At 50.4% G+C, this 22,255-nt stretch carries 22 protein-coding genes, 1 tRNA gene and 1 other RNA gene; 12 read left to right on the top strand and 12 right to left on the bottom strand.

Annotated elements, in window-relative coordinates:
- Positions 1-138: 138 nt before the first annotated feature.
- A complete protein-coding gene (cfa, locus tag JW883_01045) occupies positions 139-1,413 on the bottom strand; it encodes a cyclopropane fatty acyl phospholipid synthase (GenBank protein ID MBN1840855.1) in 1,275 nt (424 codons plus the stop codon).
- Positions 1,414-1,813: 400 nt separating this feature from the next.
- Here cfa and JW883_01040 point away from each other — a divergent pair, with 400 nt between their 5' ends.
- Positions 1,814-2,008 carry a hypothetical protein gene (locus JW883_01040; GenBank protein MBN1840854.1) on the top strand — a complete coding sequence of 65 codons (195 nt, stop codon included), beginning with the start codon at positions 1,814-1,816 and terminating at the stop codon, positions 2,006-2,008.
- Between the two features lie 77 nt (positions 2,009-2,085).
- Here the strand turns inward: JW883_01040 and tnpA are convergent, their stop codons facing one another.
- From tnpA to JW883_01025, 3 genes are all read right to left on the bottom strand, one after another.
- On the bottom strand, positions 2,086-2,757 hold the full coding sequence (gene tnpA, locus JW883_01035; GenBank protein ID MBN1840853.1) for an IS200/IS605 family transposase: 672 nt from the start codon (positions 2,755-2,757) through the stop codon (positions 2,086-2,088).
- A gap of 199 nt (positions 2,758-2,956) precedes the next feature.
- Positions 2,957-3,232 carry a hypothetical protein gene (locus JW883_01030; protein MBN1840852.1) on the bottom strand — a complete coding sequence of 92 codons (276 nt, stop codon included), beginning with the start codon at positions 3,230-3,232 and terminating at the stop codon, positions 2,957-2,959.
- Entirely contained in the window at positions 3,213-3,404 is a 192-nt protein-coding gene (locus JW883_01025) for a hypothetical protein (GenBank protein MBN1840851.1), read from the bottom strand. Before JW883_01025 ends, JW883_01030 begins: the two co-directional genes overlap by 20 nt.
- Positions 3,405-3,822: 418 nt before the next feature.
- Between JW883_01025 and JW883_01020 the strand changes: the two genes are divergently transcribed.
- Positions 3,823-4,263: a PaaI family thioesterase gene (locus JW883_01020; GenBank protein MBN1840850.1), complete on the top strand. Its 441-nt coding sequence runs from the start codon at positions 3,823-3,825 to the stop codon at positions 4,261-4,263.
- 113 nt (positions 4,264-4,376) lie between these two features.
- On the opposite strand, the gene JW883_01015 is transcribed toward JW883_01020, so the two are convergent.
- Positions 4,377-4,649: a hypothetical protein gene (locus tag JW883_01015; protein MBN1840849.1), complete on the bottom strand. Its 273-nt coding sequence runs from the start codon at positions 4,647-4,649 to the stop codon at positions 4,377-4,379.
- 174 nt (positions 4,650-4,823) lie between these two features.
- A tRNA-Leu gene (locus JW883_01010) sits at positions 4,824-4,910 on the bottom strand.
- A gap of 102 nt (positions 4,911-5,012) precedes the next feature.
- Between JW883_01010 and JW883_01005 the strand changes: the two genes are divergently transcribed.
- From JW883_01005 to JW883_00995, 3 genes are all read left to right on the top strand, one after another.
- A complete protein-coding gene (locus JW883_01005) occupies positions 5,013-5,942 on the top strand; it encodes a bifunctional riboflavin kinase/FAD synthetase (protein MBN1840848.1) in 930 nt (309 codons plus the stop codon).
- A 130-nt stretch (positions 5,943-6,072) separates the two neighbouring features.
- Entirely contained in the window at positions 6,073-7,170 is a 1,098-nt protein-coding gene (locus JW883_01000; GenBank protein ID MBN1840847.1) for a flippase-like domain-containing protein, read from the top strand.
- A gap of 31 nt (positions 7,171-7,201) precedes the next feature.
- Positions 7,202-7,747: an NUDIX hydrolase gene (locus JW883_00995; protein MBN1840846.1), complete on the top strand. Its 546-nt coding sequence runs from the start codon at positions 7,202-7,204 to the stop codon at positions 7,745-7,747.
- A gap of 35 nt (positions 7,748-7,782) precedes the next feature.
- On the opposite strand, the gene JW883_00990 is transcribed toward JW883_00995, so the two are convergent.
- The 5 genes from JW883_00990 to tilS form a co-directional block, all read right to left on the bottom strand.
- On the bottom strand, positions 7,783-8,556 hold the full coding sequence (locus JW883_00990) for a type III pantothenate kinase (protein MBN1840845.1): 774 nt from the start codon (positions 8,554-8,556) through the stop codon (positions 7,783-7,785).
- A gap of 12 nt (positions 8,557-8,568) precedes the next feature.
- Positions 8,569-9,486, bottom strand: a complete 918-nt coding sequence (locus JW883_00985; protein MBN1840844.1) for a YbbR-like domain-containing protein — start codon at positions 9,484-9,486, stop codon at positions 8,569-8,571.
- A 42-nt stretch (positions 9,487-9,528) separates the two neighbouring features.
- Positions 9,529-10,395: a dihydropteroate synthase gene (gene folP / locus JW883_00980; protein ID MBN1840843.1), complete on the bottom strand. Its 867-nt coding sequence runs from the start codon at positions 10,393-10,395 to the stop codon at positions 9,529-9,531.
- 224 nt (positions 10,396-10,619) lie between these two features.
- On the bottom strand, positions 10,620-12,506 hold the full coding sequence (ftsH, locus tag JW883_00975) for an ATP-dependent zinc metalloprotease FtsH (protein MBN1840842.1): 1,887 nt from the start codon (positions 12,504-12,506) through the stop codon (positions 10,620-10,622).
- Positions 12,507-12,832: 326 nt separating this feature from the next.
- Positions 12,833-14,245, bottom strand: a complete 1,413-nt coding sequence (tilS, locus tag JW883_00970) for a tRNA lysidine(34) synthetase TilS (protein ID MBN1840841.1) — start codon at positions 14,243-14,245, stop codon at positions 12,833-12,835.
- Positions 14,246-14,380: 135 nt separating this feature from the next.
- On the opposite strand from tilS, the gene ffs reads away from it, so the two are divergent.
- The 7 genes from ffs to JW883_00935 all read left to right on the top strand — a co-directional run bounded on the left by ffs (position 14,381) and on the right by JW883_00935 (position 21,964).
- Positions 14,381-14,634: signal recognition particle sRNA large type (ffs, locus tag JW883_00965), an RNA gene on the top strand.
- 121 nt (positions 14,635-14,755) lie between these two features.
- On the top strand, positions 14,756-15,697 hold the full coding sequence (locus JW883_00960; GenBank protein ID MBN1840840.1) for a TIGR01212 family radical SAM protein: 942 nt from the start codon (positions 14,756-14,758) through the stop codon (positions 15,695-15,697).
- Positions 15,698-15,883: 186 nt separating this feature from the next.
- Positions 15,884-16,531, top strand: coding sequence for a nucleotide exchange factor GrpE (gene grpE / locus JW883_00955; protein MBN1840839.1), 648 nt, complete (start codon positions 15,884-15,886; stop codon positions 16,529-16,531).
- A gap of 63 nt (positions 16,532-16,594) precedes the next feature.
- A complete protein-coding gene (dnaK, locus tag JW883_00950; GenBank protein ID MBN1840838.1) occupies positions 16,595-18,532 on the top strand; it encodes a molecular chaperone DnaK in 1,938 nt (645 codons plus the stop codon).
- Positions 18,533-18,666: 134 nt separating this feature from the next.
- The gene (locus tag JW883_00945) at positions 18,667-18,999 is read left to right on the top strand and encodes a hypothetical protein (GenBank protein MBN1840837.1); all 333 of its coding nucleotides are present in this window, start codon (positions 18,667-18,669) and stop codon (positions 18,997-18,999) included.
- Positions 19,000-19,039: 40 nt separating this feature from the next.
- Positions 19,040-19,774, top strand: a complete 735-nt coding sequence (locus tag JW883_00940) for a 1-acyl-sn-glycerol-3-phosphate acyltransferase (protein MBN1840836.1) — start codon at positions 19,040-19,042, stop codon at positions 19,772-19,774.
- A gap of 9 nt (positions 19,775-19,783) precedes the next feature.
- The gene (locus tag JW883_00935; protein MBN1840835.1) at positions 19,784-21,964 is read left to right on the top strand and encodes a DNA translocase FtsK; all 2,181 of its coding nucleotides are present in this window, start codon (positions 19,784-19,786) and stop codon (positions 21,962-21,964) included.
- 106 nt (positions 21,965-22,070) lie between these two features.
- Here JW883_00935 and JW883_00930 read toward each other — a convergent pair.
- Positions 22,071-22,255: hypothetical protein (locus JW883_00930; protein ID MBN1840834.1), on the bottom strand; the 185-nt coding region annotated here is incomplete at its 5' end.

Raw genomic sequence — 22,255 nt, 5'->3', positions numbered from 1 at the left:
TCATAGGTCGACTTCTGGATGCCGGATCAAGTCCGGCATGACAGAATCCAGAATTTGGTGTCAACGGTAAGTGTCGTTGTAGGGTTAGGGTTGATGCCATATATCTTGGCAGTAGGTGTCGATCTCGTCATTTATACTTCACCGCATAGACCGGTACCCACCTGGGACACCATTTGCGGAGAGAACTATCTGCCACAACTGGTTTTTCCTTGCGCGGAAGGACCCGGCACAGGACAACAGATAATACTTCCACATCCGGTAGAATCGCTCGTCGTAGTATTCCTTAAGGATGTCCCAGTTCTCATGGAAATTCCGAAACCACTCCATAAGGGTCTTATCGTAGTCCGGACCAAAACTATGCCAGTCTTCTAAAACGAACACACCCTCGATGGCAGAGCATATTTGCTTCGCAGACGGCAGCATGGAATTCGGAAAGATGTAACGCTCGATCCAGGGGTCGTTGCTGGTAACAGACCTGATTCCACCGATGGTTTGCAGTAGGAAGAGCCCCCCATCCTTCAGACAATTTCTGACTATGCGCATGAAAGTGGTGTAGTTCTTGTAACCGACGTGTTCGAACATGCCTATAGATAAAATGCAATCAAAAGTCTCTTTAATGTTACGGTAATCCTGCAGCCGGATATCAACCGGAAGTCCTCGGCGCAACTCTTTTCCGAACTTTGCCTGTTCTTCAGAAACGGTGATGCCGACAACTTCGACTTGGTACCGCTCAGCGGCGAATTTGGCGGTTCCACCCCAACCACACCCGATGTCCAGAACTCGCATGCCCGGACGCAAGCCCAGTTTCCGGCACACTAAGTCCAGCTTGGCTTCCTGCGCTTCATCTAGGATGGACGCATTTTTCCAATAGCCGCAGCTATAAATTAACCGCTCGCCTAGCATGTGCCTGTATAGGTTGTTGCCAATATCGTAGTGTCGCTGCCCGATCTGAAAGGTACGGGACGGCTTCTGGAGGTTCAGCAGCTTAGACTTCAGAACGTCGAAAAACTCCGTCCGTGTCTTGACCTTTGTATCCAGTTCTGCCCGCAAAATCCTATGAAAGAACTTGTCAAGTCTGTCGCAATCCCACCAGCCGTCCATGTAGGATTCACCCAATCCAAGTGAACCTTCCGCCAGCAATCTTGCATAAAGATCATCGTTATGGACCTGAAGATCCCAAGGACGGTTCCCGCCTATTTTAATGTCGGCAAAGGACAACAGTTGTTCTATTTTGTTTCGGAAATTGGCGTGAGCATTGCCATCCCCGGTGCTGGAAATAAAGGCGTCATCAATGAGTCCGGGGCAAGTGTTTTTCACATAGTCCTTTACAATAGAGAATAGCTTCCTGCTGGGGGCGATGTGCCCTCCTACACTGCCAATGTCAGCCTTGATGATATCAAGTTTAGTTTTCATGAGCCCTCCTTCCGTGTCGTCCGGCATATCGCCGGAAAAATCGGATTAATAAAGCTCGAGGGACACAAAACCTGTCCCGAGTTCATCCCTGACCCTTCCGATTGTGACTGGTTTTGCTCTGTTGCAATAGGATCTTGGACTCCTAAAGGGCTTGAGGCATTCCGCTAGGACTCGGGTAGGCATACTTTGAGGCTCATTTAACCTCCTGTGTATGTGGTTGCTCAAAGAATGAAACGGCTGTACTGTAATTATGCATTTTCTTTAGCTGATTGTGGCGTAAGAGTCAAGAAGGAAGCAGAAGGGAAGAGCAGCCCAAGCCCAGACATGAAAAGCGCCAGACTCAAAGGCGCTTTCATATGCCTATGTCTTGAAGATACCCATCGTAACAGATGATGACGATATGCTGGTCGTAGCAAAGGAATTCGAGATATTCACTCTGAAAACCCTGGATCTCATGAAACTGTTGCTCGATACGGGAGTTGTGACGATGGAACGTATCAGGGCCATTGCCGCATACTGGATCTATCAAAACGACACCCCAAAATCGTACCGGAAGGATTTCAGAAGAATCTTCTTAGAAGACCCGCCGAGATAGCAATGCCGCTGAAGCAGGCTTCCTGACGAGCTTGTTCAGAGCCCCGTGATTCCGGCCGAGAAAAAAGAACTGCTTTTCTAACCCACCGTCTCGACAAAGTAGGCCTCATCCCAAATGTTGATGCTTGCACCAAGTGTGTCTCGTAATGAGGGAAATCTTTCGAGTATGGTCTGTGCTGAGAGTCGCTTGATATCGTTTGCCATTTTCTCAATGGAACGCTCCCCGTCCGACTCCACGTATACATGCACGTGATCCGGAGCCAGATAAAGAAGGTTCACGAACCCCTGGGCGACCTCACTTGATTCCAGAAACGCATCATGGACGACATCGATAAAGTCGCCGACCGGAACGAACACCGCCGTTCGGTGGGACACGTTCCAAACCAAATGGTATTTCAACTGAACCAGGATGGTATCAGGGTCGCGATGCAGTTTCTGTAGGGCCAAGGCCCTTTCATATTTTACTTTGTCTGAATGGAACAGCTCTTTCAAAGAATCTCTTTCAGGAGTATCCTCAGCGCTCACACCCTGGCCGGGGATTTTCTTTTCAAGCGCCCCGACCAGTCTGAGCGCCGGTCTGAAAGCGTGACACTGAAAATCGGCGGTTTCCTGAACCGACCGGTTCAAATCACACAATATGGATTCTGGGAACCCCACCTCATGGCAGACATCACAGTGCTTATGAAGCCTTGCATCATCGAATCCGGCACATTCAAGGCATATTTCGGGCAGATCGTTTGATTCAGGCATCTCTCATATTTCCAAAACTTTGATTGCCTTATTGAGTAGTTGGGTAGGTTGGATTGAGGCCCGCGCTTTCCTCAAGGCGTAAGCCGCAAATCCAACAACCTAGAGCTGGTGAATCGGAATCCTGTACTGGATTTCGAGGGGCTCAACCCAGCTATCGACAATACAGTGGCCTTCTTTTCAACCCAAAGACGAGCGGTTGTTAGCCTTTGAGCCATGATACATCCTCTTGTCGGTGTATACAATGAAACCCCTCGTTCATAGCTTTCAAATCAGAACGGACACAAGGAGAAAACCCGTAATGCTCCATTAGGAACGGGTTGAATGTAGTACAATAGCCTGTGTGAAGACCATCCGTTATGACACAGCCTCTATGCCGGTAAGTGTTCTCCTCGAGCCAATTCAACACCTTGAGATTCTGTTTTGCAGGGTGGGCTCGGCCCACCATTTCGCTCAACTCAAGGGTTCTCTTCTTCACCTTCCCTCTCACGCTCCACAGCAGCGTACCCCTCTGGGGTGAGAAAAGCGCTGGTTTTCAGTTTGTTCATATCGATCAAACCATTGGCAAACAAATCCTTCAGGGCCGCCAGTGTCTCAGTGGGGGCCAAAGGCTTCCCGGGCAATCTGGAGGGCTTCTTGCTTTCGTTCATCCCCACGGCCTGATTCAACCCTTTTCATTCTTGATGCGGTTCTTGGTCACCGGGATCACATCCGCGGCAATGTGAGCGTATTCTTTGGACGTACCAATATTTGTTTTTTTGCCAAATTTTAACAGCTTAGGGTCGTTCCTTGGCTCAAATACCACATCTGGCCAGCCTGTCAAGTCCGGCCCCGCACCCAGCCTACCAGGCTAGACGGACACCTCCCATTCTGCGCCGAGGAGATCGCGTCGGGGGCAAAGGAACCGTCTTTCTCACGTCGCCCATTCCCGGCACTTATAATCTAATCGCTCGAAATTGCCATGGCGTTGTGATATCAGAATAGACTTCGTGCCGGGACAGACGGCTTCCCGCATCTCGACCAGGGGAAGGCATTCGGGCGCGACGGGTTCGACCCGATTTGCCTGTGATGAGGAGCAAGATGAAAAAGACATTTGAGACGATAATTAGATTCATTGAGGAAGAAGTGCCCTTTGACAAATACCTCGGCATCAAGGTTGACGAATTGGGACCGGGATTTGCGAGGCTGTCCATTCCATTTCGGGAGGCGTTTATCGGAGACAAACGCCGTCCCGCCCTGCACGGCGGCCTGATCTCCACCCTCATTGATACCTGTGGCGGGACCGCTGCATGGACCCATTGCTCCAAAGACGACCGGATTTCCACCGTAGATATACGGGTTGACTATTTAAGGCCCGGCCCGGATGACGACATCGTTGCAGAGGCCTTGGTTCAGCGTACGGGCAACCGCGTGAGTGTCGTTCACACCCGCGTCTTTGCCGCAAGAGATCCGGAAACCATTATTGCGGAAGGCCGAAGCGTCTACAATATCAGGCGAGTCGATCCATGAGGGGTCTGCCCTGACCACTCCGGCCTGGATCCGTTGTCAAACCCCGAGGTCGCCCGACCATAATGCCTCAAGGAAGACTTGCCACGGCAAGGTAGCATGGGACATCTATGATTTTATGCTTTACGTTTGGCGAGGAAGGTAATAATGACAAGGCATGATAAGAAAAGCAAGGATAGACGCACCTCAGGCTTGCCATTCCACACTAGCATAACGCCAAACATCATCACGTAGGCTGACGTTCCGGTTGTCGCATCTTGCCCCAAAGCATACATTAGGACACGCCCAGCAAGAGTCTCGATTTGACTGGTAGCCCTATCCAGCCACTTTTCAGGCTGTGATGTGTTGGTTCTCCAATAGTTAATTTCGTTTCCGTAAGGCAATCTCATTCAGCCTCACCACCTTGGCTTCCAAGAGCCTGCGTTTGGTTGCCATTTTTGTCTCTGCATAACATGCCACCGAATCTTGTCTTGCCCACCCGGCAATCAAGCCCCTGGCAATGGATTGGCAATGGAATTTGACAGGTTGGAAAATCGTAACTATAAGCAATGACATCAAAGGAGTGGTGCCGAAGGGGAGACTCGAACTCCCACGGGGAATCCCCCACTAGACCCTGAACCTAGCGCGTCTACCAGTTCCGCCACTTCGGCACTTGAGAAGACAGAAAAAGATTGATTTTGAAGACGAAATATTTTAAATAAATTATTTTATCTTACTTGTCAAGCATCATATGTGGAGTTGGATGTGTTAACATGGAACTTATTAGAGATCTGCGGGATATTTCAAAACCCTTCAAGAATGCAGTTGTCACGATTGGCAACTTTGACGGCGTTCACGTGGGGCATCAAATCCTTTTCCATCAAGTCATAGAAAAAGCGGAAAGCTTGGGGGGCACCTCCGTGGTGATGACCTTTGAGCCCCATCCCATTCGGGTCATCAACTGCAAAAAACACTTTCCTCTCATAACGCTTTATGAACAAAAGGTCGAACTTATCGGTGCGACAGGCATAGACGCCTTGGTGTGCGTGCCCTTTACCCGGGAGTTTGCTGCCACACCGGCAAGGACATTTGTCAAAGATGTGTTGTGTGACAAAATAGGGATGAAGTCGGTGGTTGTTGGTCCTGATTATTCCTTTGGGAAACAGAGGGAGGGGAACATTTCATTGCTCAAGGAAATGGGCTCAACACATGGCTTTGAAGTGACTATTGCAGTGTGGGTTGAGCAAGGGCCTCGTCGCATTAGCAGCACCGAGATTCGAAACCTGGTGAGAGAGGGCAAGGTCGAAGAGGCGGCAAAACTCCTGGGACGTCATTATCAGGTACGGGGGACCGTCATCCGGGGCAAGGATCGAGGGGCAAGGCTGTTGGGGTTTCCCACGGCTAACCTGACTCTCTATGATGAACTCTGTCCAAAGGGCGGCGTTTATGCGGTAACGGTTCAATGCAATGAAAGCACATTGAAAGGTGTGGCAAATATAGGATACAGCCCCACATTTGATAATGGCGAGTTTAGCGTAGAGGTCCACATCCTTGATTTTGACCAGGATCTTTATGACCAACCCATTAGGGTGAATTTCGTCACACGCCTGCGCGGCGAAAAAAAATTTCCGGGACCTGATGCCCTGGCCGCTCAGATCAACAAGGATATTGAGAAGGCGAGGGAGATTCTGTCCAGTAAATGATTAGGCGTTTTGTATGTATACTTTCGGTTAACCTGATAGCCGGTTCGCCCGCTGGCCGGTTGATCTCTTGCTAAGCCGACCGTCAACTCCCTGACATTTTAATCTACATATCTGCAAATCTTAAGGTTCTATGTCTGCAAACAAGAAGATTATCCTATCTCTGATAGCAGGGCTGATATTCTCAGGCATAGCCCTTTATGTCACCTTCAAGAACATCCCGCTTCAAGATCTAGTGGGCTATTTGAAAATCATCAACTACTGGTGGGTCATCCCTGCCGTGGCAGTTGGATTGGTGAGTTTCCTGATCAGGGTTATCAGGTGGCAGCTTCTTCTCAGTCCGGTCAAGGAAACGGGTTTTTGGAGTGCGTTTCATCCCCTCATGATCGGCTTTATGTTCAATTGCATTCTGCCCGCACGAGTAGGAGAACTGGCCCGCCCGGCTGTTTTTTACAAGAAGCAGAAGGTCGCATTTTCCAAGGTGCTGGCAACGGTGGGCGCTGAAAGGGTCTTTGACATCCTCATACTGCTCTTTTTTCTTGTCATTGTCCTTGCAAATGTTGAAATCAGCCCAACCCTTGATCTTACCTTTGGCAAATATCACCTTAATAAAGCCACTCTTGAGATAATCGGGATAACGACTCTGAAATTGTCTCTTGTACTCATTGCATGCATTGTTCTGGTAAGTGTCAGGCAGAGTCAAAGGATCATGAGACGCTTAATCCTGGGATTGCCGGCGCTATTCTTTTTTGCCGGTGATGCCTTCAGGGAGAAAATCAGGGAAAGGCTTTGCATAAAACTTGCTCATATTTTCGATAACTTTACAGCCGGACTTAGTCTGTTGAGAAGTCCGAAAAAGACTGCTCTGTGCTTTGTTCTTTCGTTCCTGGTGTGGGCACTCTCAGGGCTTTCTTACTACGTTTTGTCGTACGGCTGTCCGGGAATTGATATCTCTTTTCTGGAGATGTGTGCGGTGATGGTCATACTCTGCTTCTTTATTTCACTTCCGTCAGTACCGGGTTTTTGGGGTCTCTGGGAAGCGGGTGGTGTGTTCGGACTCCTGATCTTTGGCATTTCAGCCAAAGAGGCCGCAGGGTTTACCCTGGCGAATCATGTTTTCCAGATGGTTCCGGTCATCATTGTGGGGCTTGCCTCATTGATTGTTACTGGAGTCAGTATAGCCCAGGTAGCCCACAATACTGGTCTTGGGTCCCAGGAGAAGATGCCCTAAACCAGAAACCTTTCCACCGATGAGGGATACCATGAATATCTTAAAGACTATCAGCTTTGCGGAGAGTCCTTGGATCTTGCCAAAAAGGGTAATCTACGAAAATGACCAGGGAGAGGTCCTGGAATGGGACTACATTGAACGGACAAGCGAACGTACGTCGGTCCTGGTCATGCCCCGGTTCAAGGAATCCGGGGACCTTATTTTCATCAGGCAATACCGGGTCATCTTTGACCGTTATGTCATTGGCTTTCCGGCAGGGGTCTTAGATGATGACGATGTGGAGACATGTGCCCTTCGAGAGCTTGAGGAGGAGACAGGCTACACGGGAAGAGTCGTCCAGGTATCTCCTCAGTTGACCTTGAACAGCGCACTGATCAAGGAGACGGCATGCTGCGTTGTCGTGGAACTGGAGGAGGATGCCACTCCAAAAGAACAGGATCTTGAGCCCTCTGAAAAGATCGAGGTACACCGTGTGAGAAGGGATCGACTGGACGTTTTCTTTGAGCAAGCCGCTTCAAGGGGCGATATTATCGGCGGCGGGCCGTGGTATTTACTTATGGCAACTCAGTATCTGTGAAAAGCGGGCAATCGTGTGCGTATGCGCGAGGAAGGCTACTTGTCTTTGACCTTGTCGTAGACGATTCGGAGTCCTTCCAGAGTGAGATTAGGCTCAACGACTTCAATGGTCTGTGCCACTTCTGCCATCAGCTCGGCCAGACCGCCTGTGGCAACAACTTTGGGCTTTGGCGTCATCTCTTCTTTGATGCGGTTAACGATTCCGTCTACCAGTCCTGCATAACCGTATATGATCCCCGCGTTCATGCTGCTGATGGTGTCCTTGGCAATGATGTCTTTTGGTCTGACAAAGATCTCCACACGAGGGAGCTTTGAAGCCTGTTGAAAAAGGGCTTCAGAAGAGATCAAGATCCCGGGGCTGATAGCGCCACCCAGATAAGCGCCTTTATCTGAGATACAGTCAAATGTAGTAGCAGTGCCAAAGTCAACCACAACCAGGCTGGTGGGGTATTTGTGAAAGGCCGCAACGGCATTTACGATCCTGTCCGCCCCCACTTCCTTGGGGTTATCGTACAGTATGGGCATGTCCTTAAATGTGTCCGCATCGACCCACAACGGTTTCTGATGGAGATATTTTGTGCAAAAGCTGTTCAGGTTGTTCATCATAGGAGGTACGACGCACGAGATGATGGCCCCACTGATGGACTCCACAGCTTCACCCTGGGACGAGAACAGGTTTCTTATCAATATGTGGAACTCATCTTCAGTTAAATCCCTTTCAGTTCTCACCCGCCAGTGGCAAGTGAGGTCTTTTCCGTTGTAGACACCGATAACCGTATTGGTGTTTCCTACATCCATAACTAAAAGCATGGCGGAGTATCCTTATTCGTGTAGTTCCACAGTAAAGACCTCAGGTTTGGCCTCCACCAACGTTGTGTTCAGAGGTGGTTCGATCACAGCGTGGCGTTTATGGGTGCCAGGTGTTAGCCCCTCGAGATCCACACGGACCTGGATTCCATTGCCCTGGAGCAGCTTTTTTATTGTCTTTTCCGGTCCTCTGAGTATGAGTTCGATCCGGTCAGGCCTGATCTCGTACGTGTAATTAGTGCCTGTGCCCTGAACCGCAGTAATTATAGGTTCTTCAATGATTTTTTCCTCAACCACGATTTCGATTTGAACCAGGGTATTTTCAGTGGGTTGAACGTAGGGGCTATGACGCAGGTTCAAAGCCACTTTCTTTTTTGCAGACCCCGTTAATCCTGCCAGATTGACGGGGGTAGTGCGTACTGCTGATATCTTTTCGAGCATGCTTGCCGGTCCAGAAAGCTCGATCCTGGAAGGTGATGCTACTACGGAAGATACGACATAGCCGGGAACCGGTTCATTGATCAAATCAGGGAGAACAGGAACCAGCTTTTCCACGCGTCTTTCTATGCCTATTGTGAAAGAGTCCGGATCGACTTCAAGGACTGAGGCGCCCTGGGGTACTTGGATCGTCTCAGGCAGAATTTTGATGAATTGCCGCCCTGGTTCAGCCGAGGCCAGATCAATCTCATGGCTCAACTGCAACTCCTTGGGGCCTTCGAGGAGCCCAGAAGGACCCTTGACCAGGGCCTCCAGCACGGGAACGTTTCCCACTACAAGGAGTTCGCGAGGAAGATTCGTAAATCTCACGGACAAGGGGATCGTGACTTTGTCGTTCCTTCCGAAAAAAAGCAGGCCCACTCCAATCAGGACCATGAGAGCAACAGCTGGCGCTGCAATGGCATAATAGCGCCTTTTCGCGGTAGTGTCAGTCATTTGTCACCGGCCTGACTGTTTTGTAAACATTTTCTGATGGGGTCAATCACTATTGCCGGCCGCGTTCCTGATGGCGTCAACAAGTTTCAGGGTCTGCTTTGTCCTCTCCACATCATGGACGCGCACTATGTGTACGCCGTTCAGGGCAGCAGCAGCTACTGCAGCCTGTGTGCCCACCTCCAGGCGCTCGTCTCCGTCGCCCAATATCTTTGTAATAAAGGATTTTCGCGAAGGTCCAATCAGAACCGGAACGCCCAAGGCATGAAACGCTGAAAGGTGTTTGATAAGAAGCAGGTTATGTGTCACGGTTTTGCCAAAACCGATGCCTGGATCGACTATGATTCTGGTGCGGTCAATGCCCGCCTGTTCGGCTCTGAGAATCGCACTGGCCAAAAAGCTTTTGACTTCCCCAATCACGTCTTCATAGTGGGGATCTGCCTGCATGGTCTTTGGCGTGCCCTTCATGTGCATTAGGACGACGGCCACACCTGTTTCAGCTACCAGATCCACCATGCCCTGATCGAGGCCGAGTGCTCCTATGTCATTGGCAATGGAAGCGCCTGCAGCAATGGCGCGTCTTGCTACTTGTGCCTTGTATGTATCAATCGATATCGGAACGGAACAACGGCCGGAGAGTTCTTCAATAACAGGGACGACGCGCCGAATCTCTTCTTCTGCCGGCACCGGTTCTGAAAATGGGCGCGACGATTCCCCGCCCACGTCAATGATATCAGCCCCGGCTGCCGCAAGGGCCAACCCGTGGGCTGTGGCTGCCTCCTTGTCAAAAAAGAGACCGCCGTCTGAGAAGGAATCGGGTGTCACATTCACAACACCCATAATCAGCGTGCGCTTGCCCAGCGTTAGAGAAAAAGGGCCGCATTGAAGCTCAAAAAGCAATGCTTTATCCATGGAATCTAGCTGGTTTCCATCCAGAAATGGCCCTTTTCTCCGCCTGGGCTTGTGCCATCTGGCGAATCAATCTGCGGGATCGCTTGCGTGATCCGCCTAGGCGGACCTCCGCGTCCCGCTGCAAGCGGGAATTTCCTTGACCTTGTCCGCCTCAGGCGGACTCATTTCTGAATTGGAAACTGGCGTTAGTGCCCAGTGTCTTAAGATCCGTTTATGGATGGGCACTAGCTGGGAAGCGGTCGGAGTTGCCCTGTTGCCTGTGCTTTGCCTTCACCCAGTGCCTTGGATTTGGCCTCTTTTTCCTTTGACTTACCTCCAGCCGGAGCAGCTCCTGCAATGATGGCATCGATATCACTTTCCAGCAGTGTCTCTCTTTCGAGCAGAGCATTAGCAATGGCGTGGAGTGTATCGATATTTTCTTGGAGGATTTTTTTCGCCTTTTCGTACGCCTCTGACACCAACTGCGAAACCTCTCCGTCGATGAGAACGGCTGTATTCTCACTGTAATCCCGATGTTGAGCAAACTCCCTTCCCAAGAAGATCTGCTCGTCTTTTTGGCCAAAGGTCAGGGGACCCAGCTTTTCACTCATGCCCCACTCACAGACCATCTTGCGGGCAGTCTCTGTGGCCCGCTCAATGTCGTTTCCCGCGCCTGTTGTCATCTCGTTGAGGACCAGTTCCTCTGCTGCCCGTCCACCCATAAGCACGACAAGATTGTTCAGAAGGTATTTTTTCGGATAGGTATGCTTTTCATCTATGGGCAGTTGTTGAGTGAGTCCCATGGCACGACCCCTGGGTATGATAGTGACTTTGTGAATCGGGTCGGTGCCGGGGAGCATTTTGACCACCAGCGTGTGCCCCGCCTCGTGATATGCGGTATTTTTCTTTTCCTCATCGCTTATGATCATACTCTTGCGGGCTGTTCCCATGAGCACTTTATCTTTGGCCTCCTCAAAGTCAGCCATCTCCAAAAGATCCTTGTCAGACCGGGCTGCCAGAAGCGCGGCCTCGTTGACCATGTTTTCAAGGTCTGCGCCGGAAAATCCAGGTGTGCCCCGTGCAAGGACAGCCAGGTCAACATTGTCCGCCAAAGGTGTCTTACGGCTGTGGACATTGAGAATCCCTTCACGTCCCTTCACATCAGGAACAGGCACAACGACTTGGCGGTCAAAACGTCCGGGGCGCATGAGAGCGGGGTCCAGGATGTCGGGTCGGTTTGTGGCCGATATGAGAATCACGCCTTCGTTGGATTCAAATCCATCCATCTCCACCAGGAGTTGGTTCAAGGTCTGTTCTCTTTCATCGTGCCCCCCTCCAAGGCCAGCGCCCCTGTGCCGGCCCACGGCGTCGATTTCGTCGATAAAAATGATGCATGGGGCGTGCTTTTTCCCCTGAACAAACAGGTCTCTGACCCGTGACGCCCCAACTCCCACAAACATCTCCACGAAGTCCGAACCGCTAATGCTGAAGAAAGGAACACCAGCCTCTCCGGCAATAGCCTTTGCCAAAAGGGTTTTGCCAGTGCCCGGCGCTCCCATGAGAAGCACACCCTTTGGGATTCTGCCACCCAAGCGGGTAAACTTTTTAGGGTCTTTCAGAAAGTCGATGATCTCACCTAACTCTTCCTTGGCCTCATCTATGCCGGCCACATCGTCAAAGGTTACCTTTGCCGACTGGTCCGAAAGAAGTGTTGCCCTGCTTTTTCCAAAAGACAGGGCCTTGCCTCCTCCTCCCTGCATTTGCCGCATAAAAAATATCCACACGGCAATCAGAAGAATCATCGGAAACCAGGATACCAGTATGGTCATATACCATGGGGATTCGGCAGGGGGTTTGACCTTGATGGTGACCCCGTGACTTCGCAGGATTTTGATGAGGTCCGCATCGTGGGGAGCAAAGGTCTTGAAACGAAGGCCATTCACGTCGGAGCCGGAAATCTCTTGCCCCTGAATGAGGACACCTGCCACAAGCCCTTTTTCCACCCGTGACATGAATTCCGTATAGCTGATTTCTCTGTCCTGGACCCTCGACTGGTTGAACACGTTAAAGAGTAGGATCATGACAAGACTTATTACCAGCCACAGGGCTAGATTCTTATAAAAAGGATTCAATAAAGTGACCTCCTTGACTATTCAGTCAATGCTTTAAGTATCAATATAAAAAACATAATACAATATGTAACCCTTTTCAATCTTTTTAGTAACTTTTCAGAAAAGTCCGGGTTCCACGGTTACGATAAGCGCCGGGGGTAAGGGCTTTTTTGTAACCGTTCACGGGTTCAGAGGTTCAGGGGTTCAGGGTTCAACGAAAAGCTGAGCCGACTTCGCCAAAGCACTGGCTGCGACGGCTGAAACCGTCCCGCCGGAGGCGGGTTAACGAAAGAAAGGTAACCCTGAACCTGTGAATGCTTACGCTTTTTTCTTCCAGGCGATATCGATTATTCCGGCAGGAGCTCGGCCTTTAGAACTCTCTTCGTTTTTTCCGTAATCCTGGCTGAATTGTCAATGCGGTATCCCCCCACCCATATGATCCTGCCGCTGCTGAGCAGTAGAGGGCAACGCTGCCTCTTTGACCTTGAAACTTTGTGGTTGATAAAAAAGGCCTTGACCTTTTGAGAGCCTGACATTCCCAGAGGCCTGAATCGGTCCCCCTTCTCGAAGTTTCGAACAATCATCGGAAAGGGCACCGCCTGCAGGTCAAAAAGTGCCGTGGTGGGAGGGTATTCTCCTGGCTCAGCCGCTTCGCTTGACTCACAAGCAGAGAGCCTGAGAAATGTGCCAATTTCCCGGATGAACGTGGTCCCTGGGCCGGCTATGTGATATTGGAAACGGGGTGGTTCTTCGGGTTTCCCTAATAAGAACGTGACCTCCTCGCCATCACGAACCACACCAACTTGGTGGGGCAGGTCAAGCCATCCTGAAGGCATGGGCCGGCGGGTGAGCTGGACCACTGCTTCCACGTGGCTGTGCCCCAGTCGCTTCAGGTTGCCTTTAAGTGACAACACGCTGAAGCGTACCAGTCGCCGCAACAGAGCTGGGTGCAAACTGGCCAGGCCCGGGGCCGAAAGAGTTATACGATCTGTTGTTTGTTCCAATAGAAGATTTTGAAAAGCATCTTTAACCTGCTGATCCCAGAAATTCTCTTCTTTCCGCACAATAGAGGCTAGGCGAGTCAAAGCGCAAATCGCCTTGGGATTATAGTTATTCTCAAGGGAAGGCAAGAGTTGGTGGCGGATTCTATTGCGGAGATATTTTATGTCCACGTTGGAATAATCCCGTACATATTCCAGGCCGCGGTGTTCCAGAAACTGCAATATCTGATTCCTGGTTATGTCTATGAGTGGCCGTATAATGCGACCTTCGCGCACTGGCGGGATGCCTGCCAGCCCTCGGGGACCTGTTCCTCGCAGCAGGTGTATAAGAACGGACTCGGCATTGTCATTTGCCTGATGCCCAAGAGCGATCTTCTTGGCCCCGTACTTGGCTGCCACGTCATCGTAAAAGGCGTAACGAACGTCTCTGGCTGCCTCCTGAATTGACAGCCGATGTTCGGCGCAATAGGAGCCCACATTTCTTGAACCGATTTCACACGGAATTTCCAGCCTTGAAGCCAGTCTTTCAACAAACGCTGCTTCCTGGTCCGAAGTTCTTCCTCGAAGTTGGTGATTGAGATGGGCGATTACCAGATCAAGAGACCAATCAGCCCTGAGGTCTACGAGGCAGTGAAGGAGTGCGACGGAGTCCGGTCCACCTGATACGCCAACCAGAACGGTGTCGCCAGACTCTAACATATGGTAACGGCGGATAACAGCGTCAACGGTCGCGCAAAAAGACTCTTCTTTTCCAAGCATGGCACTCAATGTTTCGAAATATTTAAGTTTTCGAAGAGGTTATTTTTGGGCGAGCCCTAAGTCAAGGGAAAAGGGTCATGACTTCTTTTTGCAGTTGAAATCGAACTCCCGTTGGGATATAAATACAACACTTGGTTGCGCTAGGCGGGAAGCTAGCGGTGTCCTGTCACCCGAAATCCGCTTATGCGGGGCTGAATCCCCTTTTGCGGGTTCATGGTTCCATGTCCCAAGAGGTGTCCCTGGTCGGGCACCACGCAACAGACGATTACGAACCCCGTCAGATCCGGAAGGAAGCAGCGGTAAGTAAACCTGTCTGTGTCGTGGCACGGCTTCGGCCAAAACATGGCAACTTGAGGCGCCGTGGAAAGGGCTCAACGAAGGGTGCGCAACCAAGTATAAAATCGTTCCGCGATTTAATGTAGTCCTGCCTTTTCGCGTCTTCGTGCATTCGTGGTAGAATCAGTTATCTTCGGCGCTCCGCCAACGCCGGATCCAGGTTAGTGAACCGTGATGGCAAAACGCTATAATGATTTCAACAGTTATCTCAGGAAGGAATTCGGCTGCAGGGTCCAGAAGATCACCATAGATGCAGGTTTTTCTTGCCCGAACAGGGACGGAACAATATCCTCGGCTGGATGCATCTTCTGCGACAGTAAGGGCTCGGGCTCCGGCGCAGGAGGCAGGAGCCAATCAATTAGGGACCAGGTTCAGCAAGGCAAGGCACGACTGGCTGTCCGCTACAAGGCCAAGAAGTTCCTTGCATATTTTCAGGCATTTACGAATACGTATGCGCCATGTGATATCCTGCAAAAGCGCTACGATGAGGCCTTGGCAGACTCAGATATTGTAGGGCTTGCTATTGGGACAAGACCGGACTGCATCGATAAGGGAAAACTTAGTCTTATTGAGCGCTACGCAGAGACTCATATGGTCTGGATGGAGTACGGGCTTCAGTCCGCACACAATCGAACGCTGAAGATAATTAATCGTGGTCACACGTTCGAAGATTTTCTACGTGCTGTTCGCATGACCCGGGGCCGAAACATACTGATTTGCGCGCACGTCATTTTAGGACTTCCCGGTGAATCGAAGGAGGACATCCTTGATACAGCCTCAGCCATTGCAGACCTTGGGATACACGGCATCAAGATTCATAGTCTGTATATCTCAAAAGGGACACCCTTGGCACAGCTTTACCGGGAAGGCGGTTGCCAGACCATTGACCAGCATAAATACGCGGAGTGGGTTGTCGCTTTCATGGAACGTCTTTGTCCCGACATGATCATACAGCGCCTTACCGGAGATCCTGATCCATCTGCGCTTCTTGCTCCTGCATGGGCTTTGCAGAAACAACAGACCCTTTACCTGATCCAGAAAACCCTTGAGGGTCGAGATACTTGTCAGGGAAATCTTTACAGATCCGCACAAGCCTGCCATCAGGTAAATCCTTAATAACCAAGGACCACATTTCTTCGTTGAACAGCCCCTTGACAAACTCCTGTGTGGTTCTTATTTTGATGCAATAATTTCTATCAACGCAAAACTCAACAAGATCAAGTAGATGTTGATGGACTCGTAAAAAGTCGGCAAACAGACAGCTGGATTTTTTACGAAGCCGTCAGATGTAAGGAGATCCTTTTGACCGGCAGCAAGGACCAGGCCATATCCGGGGAAGCATCTGAGACTGAAGTGGCCGAGGAACTGCATGGGGAAATCTCGCACAAGGCAAAGGAAAAGGCTCATAAGAAGGAAAGCCTTCGAGAATGCCTGAAGGCCGCGGAAGCCAAGGCTGAAGCCAATTATCAGCGGCTTCAAAGGGTTACGGCGGATTTTGAAAACTACAAGAAGCGTAGCGAAAGGGAGATGAATGAGTTCAGAAAATTCGCCAATGAATCCCTTATCAAAGAGATTTTGCCGATTGTAGACAATCTTGAGCGGGCTCTTGCCACGGAGTACGAAGAGAATGAGGATGCCTTTAAAGGCATTCGTGAAGGCGTGGAGATGACATTAAACGGGCTCATGGACAGCCTTGAAAGATTCGGCGTAGTCCGTATGGAGACGCTGGGAAAGCCCTTTGACCCGAATTTCCACCATGCCGTGGCTCAAGAAGAATCTGAGAAACACCCTGAAAATACAGTGTTGCACGAACTTCAAAAGGGTTACATGCTCAGGGACCGGCTGGTCAGGCCCCCCATGGTTGTTGTTTCAAAAAAGCCGGATGCCAAAGCCGAGGTGAAACCAGAGCGTGTTGGTGACAAGTCGGAGACAAAGATAACAGTTCATTAATTTGAACCTGACAGCTTTTTGCGAGTTGATTAGGGTTGAACATACGCTGTAAGGAGGAAAGTGATGAGTAAGGTGATAGGAATCGATCTTGGCACAACCAACTCTTGTGTAGCCATAATGGAAGGGAAGGATCCCAAAGTCATCAACAACCCTGAGGGGGGAAGGACCACTCCATCCATGGTTGCGTGGAGCGGCAGCGGGGAGCGCCTGGTAGGCCAAGCGGCCAAGCGACAGGCGGTCACAAATCCGGAGAACACGGTATTTGCCGTCAAGCGACTCATTGGACGAAGGTATGCTTCGAAAGAAGTCCAGCATGACAAAGACATCTCTCCTTTCAAGATCATACAGGCGGCCAACGGTGACGCACATGTGGAGATTCAGGGCAAGGCTTACAGCCCGGCCGAGATCTCGGCACATGTCCTGCAATCCATGAAAAAAACGGCAGAGGAATACCTGGGTGAGAAGGTCACCGAAGCAGTAGTCACCGTGCCTGCCTATTTTAATGACAGCCAGCGGCAGGCCACCAAGGATGCAGGCAAGATCGCAGGACTTAACGTTTTGCGGATCATTAATGAGCCGACCGCAGCTTCTCTGGCCTATGGGCTCGACAAGAAGAAAGATGAAAAGATAGCTGTGTTTGACTTGGGCGGCGGCACCTTTGACATTTCCGTGCTGGAGATCGGAGAAGGTGTTTTTGAGGTAAAGTCCACAAATGGCGACACCCACTTAGGGGGTGAGGATTTTGATCAAAGGATTATCGACTATCTGGCCGAGGAATTCAGGAAGGAGCAGGGAATCGACATCCGTAATGACAAAATGGCCTTGCAGCGTCTAAAGGAGGGTGCGGAAAAGGCCAAGATGGAGCTTTCTACCTCTATGGAGACCGATGTAAACCTGCCCTTTATCACGGCCGACGCCAGTGGACCGAAACATTTGAATATCAAGCTGACAAGGGCCAAGCTGGAATCCTTGGTTGATGATCTTCTGGAAAAAGTCGTTGGACCTTGTAAGACTGCCCTCAAAGACGCAAGTTTGAAGCCCTCGGACATCAACGAAGTCATCCTGGTGGGTGGCATGACCCGTATGCCGGCCGTCCAGGCAAAGGTGAAAGCAATCTTTAACAAGGAACCACATAAGGGTGTCAATCCGGACGAGGTAGTGGCTGCAGGCGCCGCCATTCAAGCGGGGGTCTTAAAAGGTGATGTCCAGGACGTCCTTCTTCTTGATGTTACTCCCCTTTCCCTTGGCATTGAAACACTCGGCGGCGTATTTACCAAGCTGATTGAAAAGAACACCACCATCCCCACCAAGAAGAGCCAGATATTCTCCACGGCCGCTGATAATCAGCCGGCAGTTTCCATACATGTGCTTCAGGGCGAACGCGAAATGGCTGAATACAACAAGACCCTGGGCCGCTTTGAACTGGTTGGAATTCCCCCCGCGCCCAGGGGTCTTCCTCAAATCGAGGTTACTTTTGACATCGATGCCAACGGCATAGTCCATGTCTCGGCCAAGGATCTGGGAACGGGCAAGGAACAATCGATCCAAATTACGGCTTCAAGCGGCCTGTCAGAAGAGGAAATTGAGAAGTTGGTTAAGGAGGCCGAGCTGCACGCTGATGAGGACAAGAAGAAAAAAGAACTGGTTGAAGCCAGGAATCAGGCAGACAGCCTTATCTATCAGACCGAAAAGTCCATTAAAGAACTGGGTGACAAGGTTGATGCCACACTCAAGACAAACCTGGAAGGAATCATGGAACGGTTGAAGAAGGCCATGGAGGGGACCGATACTGAAGAGATCAATAAGCTGAATGAAGAACTCATGCAAGCCTCTCACAAGTTGGCAGAGGCTATGTATGCTCAGGCCTCTGCCGCGGGCCAGGCTGGAGATGAATCAGCAGAGGCTGGTGGCCCCTCGGCTCAGGCTGAACCTCGGCCCCCAACAGATGAAGATGTGGTTGATGCTGATTTTGAGGAGGTCAAGGACGATAAAAAAGCGTAATATCTGTTTGGTTAAGGACAGAAAGAATCCCGCATCACTGACGGTAATGCGGGATTTTTGCTTTATTGTAGTCTAATGGTGTGATACAAAAAAGCTAAGAATCCACGCCCAAAACCAGGTTTTCTAAACTGAAAATGAAACAGTACCGTATCGATGAACTCCGGCCAGAGGACTATGAAAAGCTCAAGTCCTATCTCGATGAGCGTTATGGCCCTTCCCAGATGGAAGGTCTGTACTGGATACCTGTGGAGGATCGTCTCCTGGATGAAGTTCAGACGGCCCATAAGGACTGTCAGCCCTTTTACTTCTCTGTTGAGCTGGGATCAACGGCAATCACCTTTGAATTGTTAATCCGGACCCGAAACCGGATTCGGTGTGACTGCATCCATTATGCAAATACCGCACAAAGAGAGAGCATTATACGGTTTGCCGATAGCATCTTTGAAACCCTAAGGATACTGGCGTAATCTGAAACCCCGATTTTTTTCACGGCCGAATTGCTGACATATGATCCGAACCGTTGTTATTCCAACGTGGATTGTGTTTATCACCTTCATTTGTGCTCTGGCTGCCATTGCCTTGTCATTTTGGAAAAAGGGCGGCGACCTCTCCCATCTGGCGGGGAGGTTCTGGGCCAAGTCAGTGCTCCTTGTCAGCCGGGCGAAGGTCACTGTTCGAGGATTGCATCACATCGATCCTTGTGCGACATACATATACATGGCTAACCACCAGAGCATGTTCGACATCCTGGCCCTGCTTGGATATCTTCCTGTTCAGTTTCGGTGGCTGGCCAAGAAGGAGCTTTTCCAGATTCCGGTTTTTGGGCAGTCTATGGCGCGGGTTGGATATATCAGTATTGACCGCTCCAACCGGAAGTCAGCACACAACAGCATTCAAGAAGCAGCTCAAAAAATTGCCCAAGGGGTCTCTGTGGTCATTTTTCCAGAGGGGACCAGAAGCGCGGATGGTCAAATCAAATCATTTGAGGCTGGTGGGTTTCACCTGGCCATTCGTTCCGGACGGCCTATCGTTCCGGTTGTGATCTGTGGAACTCACCACATCATGCCAAAGGGGAGTCTTCGCATCAGGCCCGGTCGTATCCTTGTTAGTATGCATCCGCCAGTTGAGACTGCTTCTTGCAACAGCAAGACCAAGAAAGTTCTCAGGGACACGGTCCGGTCCATAATGAAACAAGACCTTGAGAGAATCAGAGCCAGCCAGGCGTTTAATCCGGAGGTATGAAGGAACAAGGTGCGAAAAGAAATCCTGGGGGTTGTCCTGATTTTCATTCTGATATTTACGGCTGCAAGCCTCCTTTCCTACCACCCATCAGACCCTTGCGTTAATCGTGTCCAGACGTCAGGAGAGGTGCGGAACCTCTTTGGGCCGGCCGGGGCTCACGTGGCCGGTTTTCTCGTCGCTGTATTTGGGTTAGGCGCTTTTTGGATACCCATTGTCTTGCTTATCATCATATCATATGTTTTCAAGGCATACTCTAGGGGCGCCATTCTTATCACTCTTGTCGGCGGACTCCTGTTAATGGTGACAACAGGCGGACTTCTGTCAATGCATCACACCCATTACCTTCTTTTTGGAAAGCGCTTTTCCAGCGGCGGGATTCTAGGGATCCCGTTGGCTAAGGTCGTTGTGAGATATGTGAATTCAGCCGGTGGGCTTGTTTTTCTGCTCACCATTTGGACCATTGCATTCATCATGACTACTCGGCTATCACTAATGACTCTTTTCGGGTGGCTTTCCAATTTGTGTAGAAATATTTTTGCCCGTGCAAAGGCAGGCTGGATAATCTGGAAGGAGCGCCGCCATAAGGCAAGGAGAAGGGCCAGGACAGGCCGGAAGCTTTCGCAAAAAAAGGACGTTCCTGTGGAGATTGTAGAACGTCCACACAAGAAGTTCAAAGAGGTACCTGTCGAACGACAGGAGGTCTTTGAATTCATGACCGATGATCACGGGTTCAGGGTGCCTTCTCTGAACCTGCTGGACGGTGGCGGATCTGATGTTAAGGCAATGGACCGCGAGAGCATTCAGATGCAGTCGCGGCTGTTGGAGAAAAAACTGAGTGACTTCGATGTCTCCGGGAAGGTCGTGGCAGTTTCTCCAGGACCTGTGGTGACCATGTACGAGTATGAGCCCGCGCCAGGAGTCAAGATCAACAAGATTGTGAACCTGACAGACGACCTGGCTCTTGCCCTTCGAGCCGCGAGTATTCGCATTGTGGCCCCCATTCCGGGCAAGGGAGTCATTGGCATCGAGGTCCCTAATGCAGAGCGGGAGACAGTCAAACTCAGAGATATTGTTGCCTCTGAAGCCTTTCAAGGATCCAAGTCTAAACTTACCCTAGCTTTGGGCAAGGATATTTTGGGAAATCCATTCGTAACCGATCTGGTAAAAATGCCTCACCTCTTGATCGCAGGCGCCACGGGGTCCGGCAAGAGTGTGGGGTTAAATGCCATGATTTGCAGCGTTCTGTACAAGGCAACCCCAGAGGAGGTGAAACTGATATTGGTCGATCCCAAGCGGATCGAACTCTCTACCTATGATGGTATTCCTCACTTGATCGTGCCTGTGGTCACGGAAGCTAAGAAGGCAACACGGGCCTTACACTGGGCAGTTCAAGAGATGGAACGTCGTTATACTCTTATGGCCGAAAAGAGGGTGCGAAACATATATCAATACAATAAGAAGCTGATCAAGGGAAAAGATACCGTTGAACATGCCGCTGGATCACGGGATTCAGGGAGATCTGATGAGGGCCACATCGATGAAAAGCTTCCGCTTGTCTTGATTGTCATTGACGAGCTTGCTGATCTCATGTTGGTGGCCTCCAGGGACGTGGAGTTAGCCCTCACACGACTCGCGCAGATGTCTCGAGCAGCAGGGATACATCTGCTTATTGCAACACAAAGGCCTTCGGTGGATGTGTTGACCGGTATTATCAAGGCCAACTTCCCGACGAGGATTTCTTTTCAGGTCTCTTCTCGCACGGATTCCAGAACGATCCTGGATTCCAACGGTGCTGAAGATTTACTGGGAAGCGGCGATATGCTCCTGTTGCCACCAGGTACGGCCAAGCTGCAGCGTATCCACGGGGCGCATGTCTCGGAAATGGAAATTCGTAGGATCATAGATTTTTTGAAAAAACAACGGGAGCCTGTTTATCGAGAGGATGTCGTGCGGGCTCACATCGAGGAAGAGGAAGTAGTTCGTGAAGACGAATATGATGAAAAATACGACGAGGCCGTGGCGCTGGTGACAGAAACCCGACAGGCTTCTATTTCCATGATACAGCGGCGTCTCAGAGTGGGGTATAATCGTGCTGCCCGCATGATCGAGATGATGGAACGTGAGGGCGTTGTGAGCCCCAGTGAAGGAAGCAAGCCAAGAGAAGTGCTGGTAAAGGGTTATGGCGTTTAAGTAAATATCTACGCCCAGAGGACGCGGCTTCAATTTGCCCCTTTGAAGGGGGCCGGGCGCTTCGCAAACTCATCAATGCCTAAAATTGTGGCGCGCCTTTGGCGGGTCAGTTTTGAAAAACCCGGCCAAAAGCAAATTTGGTAATCACAGTTGATGACTCTTTTCGGATCAGAATTCCAAAATGACAGAATACATCGATTTTAAGCATTTTAGTTGTTCCGGTAAAAGTCAAGAGTTTTTTTACAAATATTTGCGGGTACGTTATGCCGCAAATGTTCTCGAGTCGTTCTT

The sequence above is a fragment of the Deltaproteobacteria bacterium genome, from assembly GCA_016930875.1.
GTDB lineage: Bacteria > Desulfobacterota > Desulfobacteria > Desulfobacterales.
The sequence above is the reverse complement of the archived record's forward strand: the minus strand, read 5'-3'. Positions and strand labels throughout refer to the sequence as shown.

Excerpts from the sequence above, each read along its gene's own strand:
- JW883_01025 (MBN1840851.1), bottom strand. The coding sequence starts at position 3,404 with ATGAACGAAAGCAAGAAGCCCTCCAGATTGCCCGGGAAGCCTTTGGCC.
- JW883_00990 (MBN1840845.1), bottom strand. The coding sequence starts at position 8,556 with ATGCTTTTAGTTATGGATGTAGGAAACACCAATACGGTTATCGGTGTC.
- tnpA (MBN1840853.1), bottom strand. The coding sequence starts at position 2,757 with ATGCCTGAATCAAACGATCTGCCCGAAATATGCCTTGAATGTGCCGGA.
- JW883_01015 (MBN1840849.1), bottom strand. The coding sequence starts at position 4,649 with ATGAGATTGCCTTACGGAAACGAAATTAACTATTGGAGAACCAACACA.
- JW883_01000 (MBN1840847.1), top strand. The coding sequence starts at position 6,073 with ATGTCTGCAAACAAGAAGATTATCCTATCTCTGATAGCAGGGCTGATA.
- cfa (MBN1840855.1), bottom strand. The coding sequence starts at position 1,413 with ATGAAAACTAAACTTGATATCATCAAGGCTGACATTGGCAGTGTAGGA.
- folP (MBN1840843.1), bottom strand. The coding sequence starts at position 10,395 with ATGGATAAAGCATTGCTTTTTGAGCTTCAATGCGGCCCTTTTTCTCTA.
- JW883_01005 (MBN1840848.1), top strand. The coding sequence starts at position 5,013 with ATGGAACTTATTAGAGATCTGCGGGATATTTCAAAACCCTTCAAGAAT.
- JW883_00995 (MBN1840846.1), top strand. The coding sequence starts at position 7,202 with ATGAATATCTTAAAGACTATCAGCTTTGCGGAGAGTCCTTGGATCTTG.
- JW883_00940 (MBN1840836.1), top strand. The coding sequence starts at position 19,040 with ATGATCCGAACCGTTGTTATTCCAACGTGGATTGTGTTTATCACCTTC.
- JW883_00985 (MBN1840844.1), bottom strand. The coding sequence starts at position 9,486 with ATGACTGACACTACCGCGAAAAGGCGCTATTATGCCATTGCAGCGCCA.
- JW883_01020 (MBN1840850.1), top strand. The coding sequence starts at position 3,823 with ATGAGGAGCAAGATGAAAAAGACATTTGAGACGATAATTAGATTCATT.
- tilS (MBN1840841.1), bottom strand. The coding sequence starts at position 14,245 with ATGCTTGGAAAAGAAGAGTCTTTTTGCGCGACCGTTGACGCTGTTATC.
- dnaK (MBN1840838.1), top strand. The coding sequence starts at position 16,595 with ATGAGTAAGGTGATAGGAATCGATCTTGGCACAACCAACTCTTGTGTA.
- JW883_00960 (MBN1840840.1), top strand. The coding sequence starts at position 14,756 with ATGGCAAAACGCTATAATGATTTCAACAGTTATCTCAGGAAGGAATTC.
- JW883_01040 (MBN1840854.1), top strand. The coding sequence starts at position 1,814 with ATGCTGGTCGTAGCAAAGGAATTCGAGATATTCACTCTGAAAACCCTG.
- JW883_00945 (MBN1840837.1), top strand. The coding sequence starts at position 18,667 with ATGAAACAGTACCGTATCGATGAACTCCGGCCAGAGGACTATGAAAAG.